15 protein-coding genes are annotated in these 15310 nt (G+C 58.0%); 6 read left to right on the forward strand and 9 right to left on the reverse strand.

What is annotated here, in order from left to right; translation table 11 throughout:
- Nucleotides 1-82 precede the first annotated feature (82 nt).
- Nucleotides 83-685, forward strand: a complete 603-nt coding sequence (locus F3J41_RS06705; RefSeq protein ID WP_166710365.1) for a TetR/AcrR family transcriptional regulator — start codon at nt 83-85, stop codon at nt 683-685.
- On the opposite strand, the gene F3J41_RS06710 is transcribed toward F3J41_RS06705, so the two are convergent.
- Nucleotides 666-1577 carry a LysR substrate-binding domain-containing protein gene (locus F3J41_RS06710; RefSeq protein WP_166710367.1) on the reverse strand — a complete coding sequence of 304 codons (912 nt, stop codon included), beginning with the start codon at nt 1575-1577 and terminating at the stop codon, nt 666-668. The two genes, F3J41_RS06705 and F3J41_RS06710, sit on opposite strands and share 20 nt — an antisense overlap.
- A gap of 97 nt (nt 1578-1674) precedes the next feature.
- Here F3J41_RS06710 and F3J41_RS06715 point away from each other — a divergent pair, with 97 nt between their 5' ends.
- The gene (locus F3J41_RS06715) at nt 1675-2538 is read left to right on the forward strand and encodes an aldo/keto reductase family oxidoreductase (RefSeq protein WP_166710369.1); all 864 of its coding nucleotides are present in this window, start codon (nt 1675-1677) and stop codon (nt 2536-2538) included.
- A gap of 14 nt (nt 2539-2552) precedes the next feature.
- Here the strand turns inward: F3J41_RS06715 and F3J41_RS06720 are convergent, their stop codons facing one another.
- Nucleotides 2553-4046, reverse strand: a complete 1494-nt coding sequence (locus F3J41_RS06720) for a PLP-dependent aminotransferase family protein (protein WP_193751880.1) — start codon at nt 4044-4046, stop codon at nt 2553-2555.
- Nucleotides 4047-4155: 109 nt separating this feature from the next.
- On the opposite strand from F3J41_RS06720, the gene gabT reads away from it, so the two are divergent.
- On the forward strand, nt 4156-5409 hold the full coding sequence (gabT, locus tag F3J41_RS06725) for a 4-aminobutyrate--2-oxoglutarate transaminase (RefSeq protein ID WP_166710371.1): 1254 nt from the start codon (nt 4156-4158) through the stop codon (nt 5407-5409).
- 104 nt (nt 5410-5513) lie between these two features.
- Nucleotides 5514-6911 (forward strand): GABA permease, encoded by a 1398-nt coding sequence (gene gabP, locus F3J41_RS06730; protein WP_104093304.1) that lies wholly within the window; start codon nt 5514-5516, stop codon nt 6909-6911.
- 31 nt (nt 6912-6942) lie between these two features.
- Here gabP and F3J41_RS06735 read toward each other — a convergent pair whose 3' ends face one another.
- On the reverse strand, nt 6943-7263 hold the full coding sequence (locus F3J41_RS06735; protein WP_058759124.1) for a hypothetical protein: 321 nt from the start codon (nt 7261-7263) through the stop codon (nt 6943-6945).
- A gap of 172 nt (nt 7264-7435) precedes the next feature.
- Between F3J41_RS06735 and F3J41_RS06740 the strand changes: the two genes are divergently transcribed.
- Complete coding sequence (locus tag F3J41_RS06740) at nt 7436-8728, forward strand: glycoside hydrolase family 10 protein (protein ID WP_058770213.1); 1293 nt, start codon at nt 7436-7438, stop codon at nt 8726-8728.
- 40 nt (nt 8729-8768) lie between these two features.
- Here F3J41_RS06740 and F3J41_RS06745 read toward each other — a convergent pair whose 3' ends face one another.
- The 3 genes from F3J41_RS06745 to F3J41_RS06755 all read right to left on the reverse strand — a co-directional run bounded on the left by F3J41_RS06745 (nt 8769) and on the right by F3J41_RS06755 (nt 13355).
- Nucleotides 8769-10628, reverse strand: coding sequence for a hypothetical protein (locus F3J41_RS06745; RefSeq protein ID WP_127834919.1), 1860 nt, complete (start codon nt 10626-10628; stop codon nt 8769-8771).
- A gap of 341 nt (nt 10629-10969) precedes the next feature.
- Complete coding sequence (locus tag F3J41_RS06750; RefSeq protein ID WP_104187376.1) at nt 10970-12952, reverse strand: autotransporter outer membrane beta-barrel domain-containing protein; 1983 nt, start codon at nt 12950-12952, stop codon at nt 10970-10972.
- Nucleotides 12953-13139: 187 nt separating this feature from the next.
- Nucleotides 13140-13355 carry a hypothetical protein gene (locus F3J41_RS06755; protein ID WP_166710373.1) on the reverse strand — a complete coding sequence of 72 codons (216 nt, stop codon included), beginning with the start codon at nt 13353-13355 and terminating at the stop codon, nt 13140-13142.
- 301 nt (nt 13356-13656) lie between these two features.
- Here F3J41_RS06755 and F3J41_RS06760 point away from each other — a divergent pair, with 301 nt between their 5' ends.
- Complete coding sequence (locus F3J41_RS06760) at nt 13657-13794, forward strand: hypothetical protein (protein ID WP_164861077.1); 138 nt, start codon at nt 13657-13659, stop codon at nt 13792-13794.
- 45 nt (nt 13795-13839) lie between these two features.
- On the opposite strand, the gene F3J41_RS06765 is transcribed toward F3J41_RS06760, so the two are convergent.
- From F3J41_RS06765 to F3J41_RS06775, 3 genes are all read right to left on the reverse strand, one after another.
- Nucleotides 13840-14067, reverse strand: coding sequence for an Imm31 family immunity protein (locus tag F3J41_RS06765; protein WP_104187380.1), 228 nt, complete (start codon nt 14065-14067; stop codon nt 13840-13842).
- A 15-nt stretch (nt 14068-14082) separates the two neighbouring features.
- Nucleotides 14083-14559, reverse strand: a complete 477-nt coding sequence (locus F3J41_RS06770) for a polymorphic toxin type 17 domain-containing protein (RefSeq protein ID WP_199189140.1) — start codon at nt 14557-14559, stop codon at nt 14083-14085.
- A gap of 222 nt (nt 14560-14781) precedes the next feature.
- Nucleotides 14782-15117, reverse strand: a complete 336-nt coding sequence (locus F3J41_RS06775; protein ID WP_233209800.1) for a VENN motif pre-toxin domain-containing protein — start codon at nt 15115-15117, stop codon at nt 14782-14784.
- Nucleotides 15118-15310: the final 193 nt, after the last annotated feature.

The raw sequence follows: 15310 nt of genomic DNA on the forward strand, positions 1-15310 counted from the left end.
CTTTCGCTTTAACATACGCCGCGTATGTATTACTATGTTTTACATACGCGGCGTATGTCAATGCAAAATTTAAGGAACAGCGATGGCAGCCAGACGACGGGCAAACCAGGTGGAAGAGACGCGCGGCAAACTGATTGCCGCTGCACGACGCGCGTTTGCGCAGAAAGGTTACAGCGAAGCGTCAATGGATGACCTCACGGCAGCCGCCGGGCTGACGCGCGGTGCGCTGTATCATAATTTCGGCGACAAGAAAGGGTTATTGCAGGCGGTTATTGACCAGATTGACGGTGAGATTCTTGAGCAGATGCGCGCAGCCGGGCAGCAGTATCACACTCGCTGGCACGCGTTTCTGGCGGAAGCCATTACCTATATCGAGATGTCGCTGGAGCCAGAAGTCCAGCGCATCATGCTGCTGGATGGCCCGGCGGTGCTGGGCGATCCGTCGCGCTGGCCTAATCAGACCGCCTGTCTGCGCACCACCGCCGCCATGCTGGCGGAACTGATTGAGGAAGGTACGGTGAAACCGGTCGATACCGAAGCGGCGGCGCAACTGGTCAACGGCGCCGCGCTCAATGCCGCGCTGTGGATTGCCGCTGCCGATGAGCCGGTCGCGGCGCTGCCCCGTGCGGTGCAGGCCTTTCGGCTGCTGGTTTCCGGGCTGCTGGTCAACCCGGCGTCGCATTGAGTTCGCGTATCCAGCTGAGAAACGCCTGCAGCGGTGCCGGGATCAGCCGACGATCGTTGTAATACAGCCACAGGCCGGGAAAGCTGAGCCACCAGTCGGCAAGAATCGGTTGCAGACTGCCGTTGGCCAGCGCCGGCTTCAGCCATTCCTCAAACAGGTAGACCACGCCGGCACCGGCGATGGCCGTTGACACCGTCAGCTCCATCGCCGCACCTATGCTGCAAATCAGCGGCCCCTGCGGCTGTAGCGTGATGCGTTCCGCGCCGCGGCTGAACTCCCATTCGGCCGTCACCCCGGTGGCATAACGACCATACAGACAGCGATGCTGCATCAGGTCGCGCGGATGCTGCGGCGTACCGTGAGCCGCCAGATAGGCCGGCGCCGCGGCCGCGGCAAAGCGCTGCACGCGCGGACCAATCGGCAGCGCCACCATATCCTGTTCCAGATGATCGTCGTAACGGATACCGGCATCGCAGCTGTCGCGAAAAATGTCCTGCACATTACTTTCCGCCACGATCTCCAGCCGGATGTCGGGATAGCGCTGCAAAAATCCCGGCACAATCGCCGGTAATACCAGCCGCGCCGCGCTGACCGGCACGTTCAGCCGCAGCGTGCCGCCCGGCGTGTCACGGAACGTGTTCAGGGCATCCAGCGCCGCATCCACTTCGTTCATGGCGGGCAGCAGCCGTGACATCAGCGCCCGGCCCGCTTCGGTCAGCACCACCGTTCGCGTGGTGCGATTGAACAGCCGAACGCCCAGTTGCTGTTCGGCGCGCCGCACCGCATCACTCAAACGCGACGGATTGCTGCCGCTCATGCGCGCCGCCTCGCGAAATCCACCGGCTTTTGCCACCGCCACTACCGCATGCAGCAATGCCATATCCAGCGCCATTGTGCGTCACTCCGTACAGTCTGTCCTGATTTACACGGATAGTCGCACAGCACCGTTGTGATTACAATTTAAACACTATCCGATGAAGGAGGTTTACATGTCACAGGCTACAACTACTTATACGCTGGGCGACCGTCAGGTTGCCCGTCTCGGCTACGGTGCCATGCAGCTGGCCGGTCCCGGCGTATTTGGCCCGCCAAAAGATGAAGCCCGCGCGCTACAGGTGCTGCGCGATGCCGTGGCTGCCGGTGTGAATCACATCGACACCAGTGATTTTTACGGGCCGCACATCACCAATCAGCTGATCAAAAAAGCGCTCTATCCTTACCCCAGCGATCTGCTGCTGGTGACCAAAGTGGGTGCCCGACGTGATGCCAAAGGCGGCTGGCTGCCCGCCAGCACGCCGGAGGAGCTGACGCAGGCGGTTGAAGATAACCTGCGTAATCTGGGGCTCGACGTGCTGGAGGTGGTCAATTTACGCTCGATGCTGAGCGTTCATGGGCCAGCAGAAGGCTCGCTGGAGCCGCAAATTGAGGCGATGATTAAGTTGCAGCAGCGTGGCCTGATTCGGCACATTGGCCTGAGCAACGTGACTGCCAGTCAGGTGGCGCAGGCACAGCAGATGACGCCGATTGCCTGCGTACAGAATCTGTATAATCTCGCCAATCGTCAGGATGATGCGCTGATCGACCAGCTGGCCGCACAGGGCATTCCCTACGTGCCGTTCTTTCCGCTCGGCGGTTTTTCGCCGCTGCAGTCGGAACAGCTCAGCGCGGTGGCCAGCACGCTCAACGCCAGTACGCTGCAGGTGGCGCTCGCCTGGCTGTTGCAACGCTCAGATAATATTCTGCTGATTCCCGGCACCTCCTCGCCGCAGCATCTGCAGCAAAATCTGGCCAGCGCGGCGCTGACGCTGAGCCCGGAAGTGATTGCACAACTGGACAGCATTGGTCGGGCGTAAGGCACACGCCGGGGCTATCCCCGCCCGGCGATGCCCGCTTCCACCAGGCAGGCTTTGAGCACACCAAACGCATCCTGACACTGGCGCTCATCCACGCAGGCGTAACCGAGCAGCAGACCGCGTCGCTCCTGCGGATGCATATAGTATTGCGACAGCGGCCGCACCTTCACGCCGCGTCGCAGCGCCAGCGCGGCAATCGCCACATCATCGCAGCCCGGAGGCAGATTCAGCACCAGATGCAGCCCGGCTTCATGATTGACCACCGGCATAAAGGCCGCGCCCAGGTAGCGCTCAATCAGCGTCATCATAAAGCGCCGGCGCTGACTATAGAGTTTGCGCATGCGGCGGATGTGTGTCATGTAGTGGCCTTTCTGAATAAACTCCGCCAGTGCCCGCTGCACCAGCAGATGGCCGCCGCGATAGAGTTCCGCCGCCGCCACGCGCAGCGGCTGCGCCAGCGCTTTCGGCACCACCAGATAGCCGAGACGCAGTGCGGGATAGAGCGTTTTACTGAAGGTGCCCATGTAGATCACTGGCGCATCTGGCTCAAAGCCCTGCAACGACGGAAATGGCTGGCCGGCAAAGCGAAATTCGCTGTCATAGTCATCTTCCACCAGCCAGCTTTTGTGTTTGCGCGCCAGGTCGAGCAGTTGCCTGCGCCGCTCCAGACTGAGATGCACCCCCAGCGGATACTGGTGTGACGGTGTCACAAAAATCATCTTCGGCGCTTTGCTGCGCGGTGCCAGCTCCGGGATAATGCCCTGTTCATCCACCGCTTTGGCCTGAATTTTTAGCCCGTTAATGCGTAACAGGTTGCGCGTGCCCCAGTAGCCTGGCTCCTCGATCCACACCGGATCGCCCGCGTCGCACAGCACGCGCGTCACCAGATCCACCGCCTGATGAATGCCTTCAGTAATGATGATTTGATCGGCGTCGGCACGCACCGAGCGCGCCACGCTGAGATACTCAGCCAGCGCCTGGCGCAGCTGCGGACAGCCGCCGTTACTGCTGTAAATCAGCCGCTCGATGTCAGGTTCGCGATTCAGGCGCGACTGAATCTGGCTAAATAACTTATGCGGAAACTCACGCACATCCGGCGCGCCGGGCACAAACGCACCCCACTGATAAGGCGAGGCATTGGCGTGACCGAGCAGCGTGGCGCCGCGTTTTGAAATCGCCGCCGGTTTACTCATCAGGGGTTCACTGAGCGGCAGCGCCGGCGCGCTGTTCAGGCACCCTTCCGGCAGGTTTTCTGCAATCCAGGTGCCGCTGCCGGTGCGCGCGCTGACATATCCCTGCGCGACCAGATTTTCATAGACGTTGAGCACCGTATTACGCGACACCGCCAGCTCGCGCGCTAAATCACGCGTCGCTGGCAGGCGTGAGCCGCGCGGGAAAATGCCCTCTACAATCGCCGCCTGCATGCAGTGCAGCAGGCGCTGCTGCAGCGTGCCTTCCGCGACAAACTGTAGTCGTTCCAATACATGATCGGCGTACAAACTCCGCAATTGGCTCCATCCTTCTCAGTGAAATTGGCTCTGGCAACCGCGCTCAGTGCAGGCATAAATAAGCGTGTTTGTCGTGATTTGTAAAGACGCTTATCGCTAAGGAAAGGTTATGGAAGGTAAAAACAGCCAGTTGCAACAACGCAAAGATGACGCGCTGCCGCGCGGCACCGGTAATCTTTGTCAGTGGTATGTCGATCAGGCCGAAAACGCCACGCTGCGTGATGTTGAGGGCAATAGCTGGATTGATTTCGCCGGCGGCATCGCGGTGCTTAACACCGGCCACCGTCATCCGCGTATCGTGCAGGCCATTGCCGATCAGTTAGCAAAATTCACCCATACCGCATTCCAGGTCACGCCGTATGAGAGCTATGTGGCGCTGGCGGAACGCATCAATCAGCGGGTGCCAATTGCCGGTAAAGCCAAAACCGCCTTTTTCACCACCGGCGCTGAAGCGGTAGAGAATGCGGTTAAAGTGGCGCGCGCCGCTACCCGTCGTCACGGCATCATCACCTTCGGTAACGCCTTTCACGGCCGCACTTTTATGACCATGGCGATGACCGGCAAAGTGGCCCCTTACAAGCGCGATTTTGGCCCGATGCCGGCCTCGGTGTTTCACGCCCGCTACCCTAACGCGGTCACCGGCATCAGCGTTGAGGACTCTATCGCCAGCCTGCACGATCTGTTCAGCCACGACATCGCGCCGCAGGATGTGGCCGCCATTGTGCTGGAACCGGTACAGGGCGAAGGCGGTTTTCACATCGCGCCGGCAGAGTTTCTTACGCAGCTGCGCGCACTGGCCGATGAGCACGGCATCCTGCTGATTGCCGATGAGGTACAGAGCGGATTTGCCCGCACCGGCAAGCTGTTTGCCATGGAACATTACAGCGTGCAGCCCGATCTCATCACCATGGCGAAAAGCCTGGCGGGCGGCATGCCGCTGTCGGCGGTGAGCGGTCGTGCTGACATCATGGATGCGCCCGGTCCGGGCGGGCTGGGCGGTACCTACGCCGGCAATCCGCTGTCGATTGCCGCCGCGCATGCGGTGCTGGATGTCATCGACGAAGAACAGCTGTGCCAGCGCGCCAGCGAACTGGGCGCGACGCTGAGCGAACTGCTGCACCGCGCGCGCCGCGCTAACGCGTCGATTACCGACGTGCGTGCGCTGGGCTCAATGGTAGCCGTGGAGTTTGCCAGTGCGCAGCAGGCGCAGGCGCTGCAGCAACAGGCGATGGCACGCGGTCTGCTGCTGCTGACCTGTGGCCCGCAGGGTAACGTGATCCGCTTCCTCTATCCGCTCACCATTCCGGATGCCCAGTTCCGTCAGGCGCTGGATATTCTCGACAGCCTGCTCAGCCAGCCTTAGCGTTCCACCCATTGTCCGATCGCTTGCCTGCCGCGTGCAGGCAAGTTTCACCTGCATAACAGGCGGGGTCTGCCCTGCCTGAGAGACGATCTGGAGAGATATTGATGACTGCTCAGAATGCCGATGTACTGGCTCAAAGCCTGAAACCCCGCCACGTGCGCATGCTGTCGATTGCCGGAGTGATTGGCGCCGGGCTGTTTGTCGGTTCCGGCCATGCGATTGCCGAAGCCGGACCGGCGGTGCTTCTGGCCTATATCGCCGCCGGCGCGCTGGTGGTGCTTATTATGCGCATGCTGGCGGAGATGGCGGTCGCCTCACCGGACTCCGGTTCCTTCTCCACTTACGCCGACAAGTCTCTTGGCCGCTGGGCCGGCTTTACCATCGGCTGGCTTTACTGGTGGTTCTGGGTACTGGTGATCCCGCTGGAGGCCAACGCCGCCGGCACCATTCTGCACGGCTGGTTCCCGCAGGTGGCGGTGTGGGAATACACGCTGGCGATCACCAGCTTCCTGACCATCAGCAACCTGTTCAGCGTGAAAAACTACGGTGAGTTTGAGTTCTGGTTCGCGCTGCTGAAAGTGGTGGCTATCGTCGCCTTTCTTTGTGCCGGCAGCCTGGCGCTGTTTGGCCTGCTGCCCGGCAGCAGCACGCAGGGTATTTCACATCTGTACGACACTAACGGCTTTATGCCTAACGGTATCAGTGCCGTGCTCGCCGCCATTCTCACCACCATGTTCTCTTTCATGGGCACGGAAATCGTCACTATTGCCGCCGCCGAATCTAACGAACCGCGCAAGCAAATTACCCACGCCACCAACTCGGTGATCTGGCGTATTGCGCTGTTTTATCTGCTGTCGATCTTTCTGGTGGTGGCGCTGGTGCCGTGGAATACGCCGTCGCTGATGAAAGCCGGGTCTTACCAGACGGCGATGGAGATGATGAACGTGCCGTATGCCCGGCAGATTGTCGATGTGGTGGTGCTGATCGCGGTATGCAGCTGTCTTAATTCTGCGCTTTATACCGCGTCGCGCATGCTCTATTCCCTGTCGCGTCGTCAGGATGCGCCAGCGGCGGCCTCGCGCACCACGCGCAGCGGCACGCCGTGGGTCGCAGTACTGATGTCTACCGCCGCAGCATTTCTGGCGGTGATCGCCAACTATCTGGCGCCAAGCGCGGTGTTTGAGTTCCTGCTGGCCAGTTCCGGTGCGATCGCGCTGCTGGTTTATCTGGTCATTGCCGCTTCGCATCTGGTGCTGCGGAAAAAACGCGAGGCGCGCGGCGAGCAGCTCAGCTATCGCATGTGGCTGTTCCCGGGTCTGACGTGGGCCACCATGGTGTTCATTGTCGGCGTACTGACGTCAATGCTGTTCAATGCGCAGCATCGTTCCGAAATTATCGCCACCGGGCTGTTAACGCTGCTGGTGCTGGTCGCCAGCCAGATTGTGCACCGCAAGCGCGCGGCGCGTAAAAACAGCGAGGAGATGGTAGCGCTGCGTTCGTAACGCTCGCCTTAACGGGCACGGAAGCCCGCCGTTACTGCACATCAATACTGATCGACTCATCCGCCACGTTAATCGTCACGGTGCAGTGCGTCCACACCGGCTGCCCTTCAGTCATCTCATGTTCGATAAAGTATTGCTGAAAGTCTTTCAGCGCGGCACTGAGATCGCCAATCGCGCGCGCATCCGGCTCGAACCAGTCCGGTTCGCCGTTTTCATCAAGGTAGTTAAACTGAAACTGCCCGCCCTCCTCATCGGCAAACAGCTCCGCCTGCACTACCAGCACCTGCGCGCCGTCGGGACCACAGCTGAAAATGATCTGGCCAATGCGGCGATAAAGGTCTTCGTATTGCATAGTGAGAACTCCTGTAAGATGCGGGACGCGTGACATCTCCGCGGCAGCATTCATATCAGCCAATGTCTTGACATTATGTCTGAGGATCAGAGAATGAACGCCTGCGAATAACGGACTACAAGAAACGGAGTTTATCATAGCCTGTTCAGCGCGTTACCTCTCTGTTACCCACATTAAACGCGTCGCCCGTCTGCTGTCTGCCGTGCTGTTGCTGGCCAGCTGCGCCTCGGAGCCGCCAAAATCGCTGGTCACCCCGTTTCCGTCGCCGACTAAACCTCCTGTTCCGGCTAAACCCGCAGCGCAGACTGAACCAGTGCGCGGCGTCTGGCTCACTACGGTGTCGCGCCTCGACTGGCCGCCGATATCCTCCGTCACAGCCAGCCCGGCACTGCGTATCCGCCAGCAGCAGCAGGCACTGACGGCCAAACTGGATAAGCTGCACAGCCTGGGGATCAACACGGTGTTTTTCCAGGTGAAGCCCGATGGCACCGCGCTGTGGCGTTCGCGTATCCTGCCATGGTCCGATACCCTGACCGGCAATATCGGGCAGGATCCGGGTTACGATCCGCTGCAATTTATCCTCGACGAGGCGCACAAACGCGGTATGAAGGTGCATGCGTGGTTTAATCCTTATCGCGTGTCGACCAATACCAAACCTGCCACCGTGACGGCGTTAAACAACACGCTCCAGCTGCAGCCGGCCAGCGTGTTTGTGCTGCATCGCGACTGGATCCGCACCGCCAGCGACCGCTTCGTGCTCGATCCGGGCATTCCGGCGGCGCGCGACTGGATCACCAGCATCGTGGCGGAAGTGGTGTCCAACTACGCCATTGATGGCGTTCAGTTCGATGACTATTTCTACACCGAAACCGCGGCATCGCCGCTCAATGACAGCGCCACCTTCCGCCAGTACGGCGCGGGCTTTGCCAGCAAAGCCGACTGGCGGCGGCACAATACCCAGCTGCTGATCGAACAGGTTTCCCACACGATTAAACAGCTCAAGCCGGGCGTTGAGTTCGGCGTCAGCCCGGCGGGCGTATGGCGTAATCTGTCGCACGATGCGGCCGGCTCCGATACGCGCGGTGCGGCGGCTTATGATGAAGCCTATGCCGACACGCGCCGCTGGGTGCAGCTTGGCCTGCTGGATTACATCGCGCCGCAGCTCTACTGGCCGTTTGCCCGTCAGGCCGCGCGCTATGACGTCCTGGCGCGCTGGTGGGCCAATGTGGTACAGCCAACGCACACCCGGCTTTACATCGGCGTGGCGCTGTATAAGGTGGGTGAAGCTTCAAAAAGTGAGCCGGACTGGACGGTTCAGGGCGGCGTTCCCGAGCTGAAAAAACAGCTCGATCTGAATGAATCGCTGCCGCACATCGACGGCACCATTCTGTTTCGCGAAGATTACCTTAATCAGCCGCAGACGCAGCAGGCAGTCGATTATTTACGTCAGCGCTGGGGGAAATGAATTATTCAGGCCAGCAGAGGAATACTGCTGGCCTGAAGCGTTAGCGCGGGTTATCCGGATCGAGTAATTCAATACTGCGCGGCACACCGTTCACGCGGACTTTCAGGAAACGGCGGGTGATCCACTTCCCCGCGGCATCCTGCTCCTGCCGTTCAAAAAACGGCCCACGCAGCAGCAGTTCCTTATTATTGTTGTAGCCAAAGCCGACATCTTTATTGCCCACCCAGTGCTGTTCAAAGGCGACGACCGGCTGGTTGTCCAGCACCGTGGCTTCTTCCGCACTGCAGGCGGTAAAACTTTTGCGGAAAATAAAACACTGACCGGACTGATAGCGATCGCGCCCGTTGGTTTCCACCAGCGCAATCGAGAAGCCGGTATAGGCCGCAATTTTAACGTACAGTTTGGTGTGCGCGCCTTTGCCCTCAATATGCACCTTAATTACGGGTGAGGAGCCTTCGCTGTACCAACTGCCAATGGTGTTATCGTCGTTGCGCGCCTGCAGATAAATATGCGCCACGCCTTCCGGTGTCCGGTAGCTGTAATCGGTTTGCGTTTCCGACTGGGAAACATACTGCGCGCTGCCGACAATGCGCACGTGAATTTGTGAGGTGGCGTCGGAAAAATTAAATTCACCGACGTAAAACCATTTCGCGTCTTTGCCACGGTTATCCATGTGATGCTGCGAGGTGGTGAAGTCATAACTCAGCGATCCCTGAATGATCGCGCCGAGATCGGAAATCTCCATCACGCCACGATCGCCCTCCGCCAGCAGCGTCCAGGGCTCAATGCCCTCTTTGCTGAAGTCAAAGCCCGCGCTGTCGCGGTGCACGCTTTTCTGGATAATCATCGCGCGGCAATAGCCCATTTTCATGGGATTTTGCGTCGATTCAATCACCAGCCCTTCAATGGTCCACTGACCATTGGTGAGATCGCCGGCGAATTCGGAGTGCTCGATCCAGCCATTACGAATAAACGATTGCGTACAGCGCGGCAGATCGAATACCGGCTGTCTGGTGCTGCGCTGCAAATTAAAGTTGGAGAGTTCAATCGCGGTCGAATGATCCCAGGCGCCTTTTTCCCGATCGGACCAGCGCGCATAGACAATACTGCCCTGACAGCCACGTGAATAAAACTGGTCGATTTTACAGTCCAGCGTATCAATCAGTTCCAGCGCCCGCCCGCCGAGGTAGCGAAACTCCATACTGCTGACGCGCAGAAACTGGCCACCGATAATACTGTTGGTAAAGAAGCCGACATTATTAAACGCCGTGCCGCCGTCTTCGCCGCTGTCAGAACTCATGCCTTTCACCACAAAACCGGAAATTTCCACATAGCGTGCGCGCACGCTGAAGAAATGGGTTTTGCGCGGTTTCGGTCCCCAGTTAAATTTCAGCGTGGTGGTGGGGAAATAACCGAAGTTGACCGGCGCGCCGGAAATTTTAAAGCGGTTAATCTCTCTGTCGCTGCCCAGCACTTCCGCTAAATCAAAGCCGGACAGGCTGAACTCACCGGCGGTAAAGCGAATGCCCGCGGAGGGTAAAACACGCTGCGACCATTTAAACATGCGGATCACCGCATCAATACAATCGGTGGTGCCATCGGCTATCGCGCCAAAATCCACCACCGTGACCGCGCTGTAATCAAGGACTACTCTTTTCCAGCGCTTTTTACCGGACGTCACAAAATTCAGCCCGCCGTCATCGGGCGTGCTGTTGTCGGTGGCATCGTAGACAAACACGCCGCCGCCCATCCGACTGCCACGGCTGTATTCCAGCACCGACGCAATTTCGCCAATCGAAACAGGTTCCTGTTTACGTAAATCGTCAATGGTATGTAATTGAATCACCGTCCCGGTGGCAGATGGTGTGGTAGTGCTGGTGGTGCCAGATGTATTCGCCATGGTGTTCCCCATAAATTATTAACGTAATACGACAGAGCATCAGCAGTATAAGTGATTGAAAATTAATATATTGACCTGTGCCAGGTTATACGGGAGCTTTTCAGCGGCGTGATGTGGCGAGAGAGAATAACGATATGATTCCGGAAGGAAAGCGAAGCGACAAAAATACGTTTTACAGATTTATCGCAGAATAATTGTGGTAATCGCCGGTACGAACGTTCTGATTAATTTGACTTACGAAGAAGAATGGCTTGAATTATCGAAATATTTCCCGCGATCATCAGTTTAATTTTTTACGCGAGATAACGCGCCAGTAAAAATTTTCGACTGGCGCGTCGCCGTCAAAATGTCGCGTTCAGGCCAATATTCCAGCTCAGCTGATGATAGGCGCTGTTGCCACCGACCGCAGAAACCCCGGCAAAGGCGTTTACCGTTTCACCCAGCGGCACGCTGGCCCCCAGCGACATATCCAGCCAGTTTTTATCACCGGCGCTGACGCTGCGTACAAAGCCGGTCTGCGTTGACTTCAGCCCGGCGCGCACCGCGTTCTGCGTATCGCCGAACTGGTGGTTATAACTGAGCTGCGCCCACGGATTCACCGGCCACTGTTTGCTGTCGATACGCCAGCCAAGCGCGCCGATTTGCGAATGCAGGGTTTGATCGGAAAAGCGCATAGCGGTACTGCTGTCGCCGTTTTCGCTGTAGCCCCCTGCCCGCACATAATCCAGTGCGTAGCTGGCAACCGGACCGGTAGAAAGGTGTTCGCCTATCGGCAGATCCCAGCCGGTTTGCACCCGTAGCCCGAGCATTTTTCCGCTGCTACTGCCCTGTTCGGTGCGCGTTGCCGGGCCGATATTGATGCGACGTTCGATGCTGTCAAAATCGAGATCGGCATAGTGCACATCCGCATTGATCCAGCCCTGCTCCAGCAGCGTCAGCTGGCTATACAGCGCCAGCAAATTGCCGCGCAGCTTGTAATCATAGTGCGCCGAAGGATGCTGGTGCTGCGCGGTGCTGGACAACAGCAGACCCGCCTGCCAGTTATCCGTGAACTGATAGCCCAATCCCAGCGTCAGGCTGCCGGTATTGGCGTCACCGTTGAGCAGGCTATCGCCGCGATAATCAATATGCTGACCGGCATAGCCGCCGAACACGCTGACCTGACCGGCGCTGGCCGGCTGCTGACGCTGCTGCTGTAAATGGCCGTCGAGGGTGTTCTGCATATCCCGCGACAGCATCAGCGGTGCCCGTGCCAGCGCCGCCACCTGCGCGGGTGCGTCAAGGATCGATTGAATGTAGTCGGCGATCATGGCATGTACCGCCGGGCTGGGATGCAGCCGGTCGGCAAACAGATAGGCCTGCGCGTTGCTGAAACCGGGCGTTGACGAGGTGCATTCGGCGGCAGAGGTGCCAACCGGACAGGCCATCCCCAGCGTGTTGCTCAGGCCATAGCGTTGCGGATCGGCAATTACCTCGTTGAACAGGCCGGCGATGTCGGCACGCACAATGTTGCCATTCAGCGCCACCAGCCCGGCCTCTTCCTGCTGGTTATAGCCATCGGAGAGGGCCGTCACCTGCTCGCTGAGCACCTGCCAGGCCGAAAACAGCTGCTGCGCCAGCGCGGCACGCAGCGCCGGGATGGTCGATATCTGTGCGGCGGCCTGATCGAATGCGTCGCGCACCGCCTGCTGGCGCGCAGCCACGTCGGGCGTGGCATGGCTGTCCAGCGAGGCAAACGCCGCGACCATCGCCGACTGCGCCGCCGGGCCCAGCACACTCAGCACCGCCTGCACCATGAAAGGCGTGGAGCCAAGCTGCGGCACGTTTGGCACAATCACCGCCCCCGCACCGGCATCCAGCAGGGTTTTGATTTGCGACACCGCCGCGCTGGCGCTGTTGCTGATGGTCTCGCGCGCGGTAAGCGGATTGGTCACCGCCGCCGCGATATCGTTAGCGCCTACCCAGTGAATATACAGTCCGTTGCTATCTGCGCGTCCGCCGGTGGATTGCAGATAAGCAGCCAGCTGGTCTTGCGTATTGAGGCTGGCATCCAGCGCGGGCACGGTAACGCCGCCGCCCTGCGCATAGTTGCTGCCACCGCGCGACGACGGCTGCAGCGTTTGTCCGAGCTGTGCAGCAAGAATCTCGTCATACAGCGGATGCTGGGCGCCATCATAAGTAAAACGCCTGACATTACCGCCATCGCTCAGGCTATCGCCGAATACCGTCAGGTTATCCCACGCCAGAGCGTTGAACGGCACATACAGGCAACTCAATGTGGCAAACGCGACCGCCGATCGCGTCAGGTTGCGACTTTTCATCATTCACTCCGAATCAGGTCAGAAATCATGTCTGACCGCTTAAGGTGCCAGCGCGGCAGGATGCCTTGGCGCAGGGTGAAAACCGCTTAAACAGCGGAAAGGACAGTGATAACAAGGATGCTTAAGGTGTAGTCAGGCAGGCGCGCCTTTACCAGGCAGAGAGCGGAAATTTGCGGGGTGGATCGGCACGTCAGGGATTGCGGGCTGATAATCGCAGCGTGAGGAACGGTGCTTTGAGTGACGAAGCGGCGGCGTTGACTGAAGACGAAATCATTTCGATTGCCGCAGCCAGATAATTCAGCGCCGACAGGGCTGTTGAAAAGCTGTCAATAGCATCCGAACCAGGAACAGAATTTACCTCGAACAACGGGTTTTTCTGCCGCGTCTGAGTAAGCTGGTTATACATCTTTGCTGAGCACGCATCTAAATATCCGCATTCGCCTGGAGCACAAACCTTCATCCTTCATCACTCTATAAGGTCACTGGTTGATCGGATTGGGATTTGCTACCGGACAGAAGGTCGAGGTGATGACTACGCCGGGGCGGATGATTATCCGTTGGCGGCTGAGTGCTGATGCAGGAACAGCGCCTTACAGTCAGATGCGGTGAGGATTTTAGGTCTGACAGGGCTGGAAGTGCAGGTGCTGAACGGCGCGCTGATACTGACAGCGAAAGAGTAAGCACCGCAGCCTCCTGCTGAGCCGGAGGTGGTGGCGCAACTGCGCAAAGCCTGCAAAAAGCTGTCGTCGCGTAAGCAGGAGCAGATAGCGCCGTTTATCCCCGCCGTCAGCACACCGCAGAAGCGGCCATGGCGCAACGGTAAGGTCGAATGGCGGGCGGTGTGAAAGGGTAAAAAAAGATCCCGGCCAATAACCGGGATCTGTGTTGGATCAGTAAAAGTCTTCTTGAGTGAGTTGTTTACCTGTCGGAACCACTTCATCTTTATCAAAAGATAAAAGATATTCTTCGTCGTAAAGTTTTATTGAGTATCCGTACAGTACTCCGTCTTCTTCACTTATTCCCATGACTCCGCCTTTCTTACCGACATACTTTTTATTTTTATCTTTGCAACCAGAAGTTATTTCTATCTCCTGATAAAAACCGATTTTACTTTCCATAAATACGCGCCTTACTTATTTATGTGTGATTTTTCCGTCAAGGGACACATTCAAGTGCGATCCATCTCTTGTCGCCCAGCCAGGCTGAGCTTTCCCTTTGGGTGATAATTGAACATCCCATTCGAAGGCTTGCCCTGCGGTGCGGGAGGGGCCTTTCACCCATTCATTACCAAACTTATCGAGATAACCGTTATTTGGTCCTCCTGGTAACGGATTACTGGAAGAGTAATTGCCATCAGGAACAAACCTTATTTTCCCTTGAGTCGGAAGCTCTACGTATTTTATACGTCCCTTTGTGGACCAGGACTGCGCACCTCCCGCTGTACCGCCGGGGTTAAACGGTGGTTCATCAACATAACTAAGGTTCTTGTCTGTCTTAGCTGTCGGTGACTTGCTGACGGTCAAGGGCTGTTTTATCTCAATACCCTTCATGCCCGCCAGCGCAACAGCAATCGCCTGTGCCTGCATGGCTGAATCATATTGTTCAGCCACTCTGTCCCAGCTTTGCCCGGACTGCTTTGCTATCGCCGTTATCGCCTGATCACGGCTGATGCCTCCCGCATCCAGCCTCTTCAGGACGCTTTCAAGATTTGCAGCGTCCTGCGGGTACAGGTCTTTGTAAATCAGCGAGTAAGTAACCCTGTCGCCGTATTTATCCAGCGCCGTCTGAGCCTGCCTGACCAGCGTCCCACAGGCCGCTCTGCCTCTATTGTTCTATGTACATACATCGTGAATAGCCTGGTCACGGGTTTTATCGGTCTGATTGATACCGGACAGCTTCTGCCGCTCGTCAGGCGTGTTAGTGCCAGCCTTCTCCTTACGCTCCAGGATGGCTTTTCTTTCGGCTTCCTGCACGCTTAGCCAGTTATTCTCAACCGCATTCTTCCCTGCCTGAGCGCCGGCCAGCGCACTGGCGCTAAAGCCGCCGGTCACGCCGCCTGCCAGACCTGCAGCCAGCGTAATCAGTGCACTGATGATCTGCTTATCCGACTCCTGCAGGTCGCTGATCTGTTTACCAGGATACATCGAATGCATGATCAACTGACCCATCAGCTCTCCGCTGACCGCACCGGTCGCGCCTGCTGCCGCGCTGGTTCCTGCCGCCCGTGATCTTATCACACGAACCATTGCACTGGTGTCACGGCCAGAAAGGCAGATCGATGCGATCCGACAGATGCCAATGACGAAGCAATAGTTTATTTCTGAGATTATGGATAACGTGATGGGTAAACGGAGCAGCTAA

Source organism: Pantoea sp. Ap-870 (genome assembly GCF_011752515.1).
Classification (GTDB): Bacteria; Pseudomonadota; Gammaproteobacteria; order Enterobacterales; family Enterobacteriaceae; genus Pantoea; species Pantoea dispersa.

Coding starts and splice junctions, on each gene's coding strand:
- F3J41_RS06755 (WP_166710373.1), bottom strand. CDS start 13,355: ATGTATAACCAGCTTACTCAGACGCGGCAGAAAAACCCGTTGTTCGAG.
- gabP (WP_104093304.1), top strand. CDS start 5,514: ATGACTGCTCAGAATGCCGATGTACTGGCTCAAAGCCTGAAACCCCGC.
- F3J41_RS06750 (WP_104187376.1), bottom strand. CDS start 12,952: ATGATGAAAAGTCGCAACCTGACGCGATCGGCGGTCGCGTTTGCCACA.
- F3J41_RS06765 (WP_104187380.1), bottom strand. CDS start 14,067: ATGGAAAGTAAAATCGGTTTTTATCAGGAGATAGAAATAACTTCTGGT.
- gabT (WP_166710371.1), top strand. CDS start 4,156: ATGGAAGGTAAAAACAGCCAGTTGCAACAACGCAAAGATGACGCGCTG.
- F3J41_RS06705 (WP_166710365.1), top strand. CDS start 83: ATGGCAGCCAGACGACGGGCAAACCAGGTGGAAGAGACGCGCGGCAAA.
- F3J41_RS06735 (WP_058759124.1), bottom strand. CDS start 7,263: ATGCAATACGAAGACCTTTATCGCCGCATTGGCCAGATCATTTTCAGC.
- F3J41_RS06715 (WP_166710369.1), top strand. CDS start 1,675: ATGTCACAGGCTACAACTACTTATACGCTGGGCGACCGTCAGGTTGCC.
- F3J41_RS06775 (WP_233209800.1), bottom strand. CDS start 15,117: ATGGGTCAGTTGATCATGCATTCGATGTATCCTGGTAAACAGATCAGC.
- F3J41_RS06745 (WP_127834919.1), bottom strand. CDS start 10,628: ATGGCGAATACATCTGGCACCACCAGCACTACCACACCATCTGCCACC.
- F3J41_RS06710 (WP_166710367.1), bottom strand. CDS start 1,577: ATGGCGCTGGATATGGCATTGCTGCATGCGGTAGTGGCGGTGGCAAAA.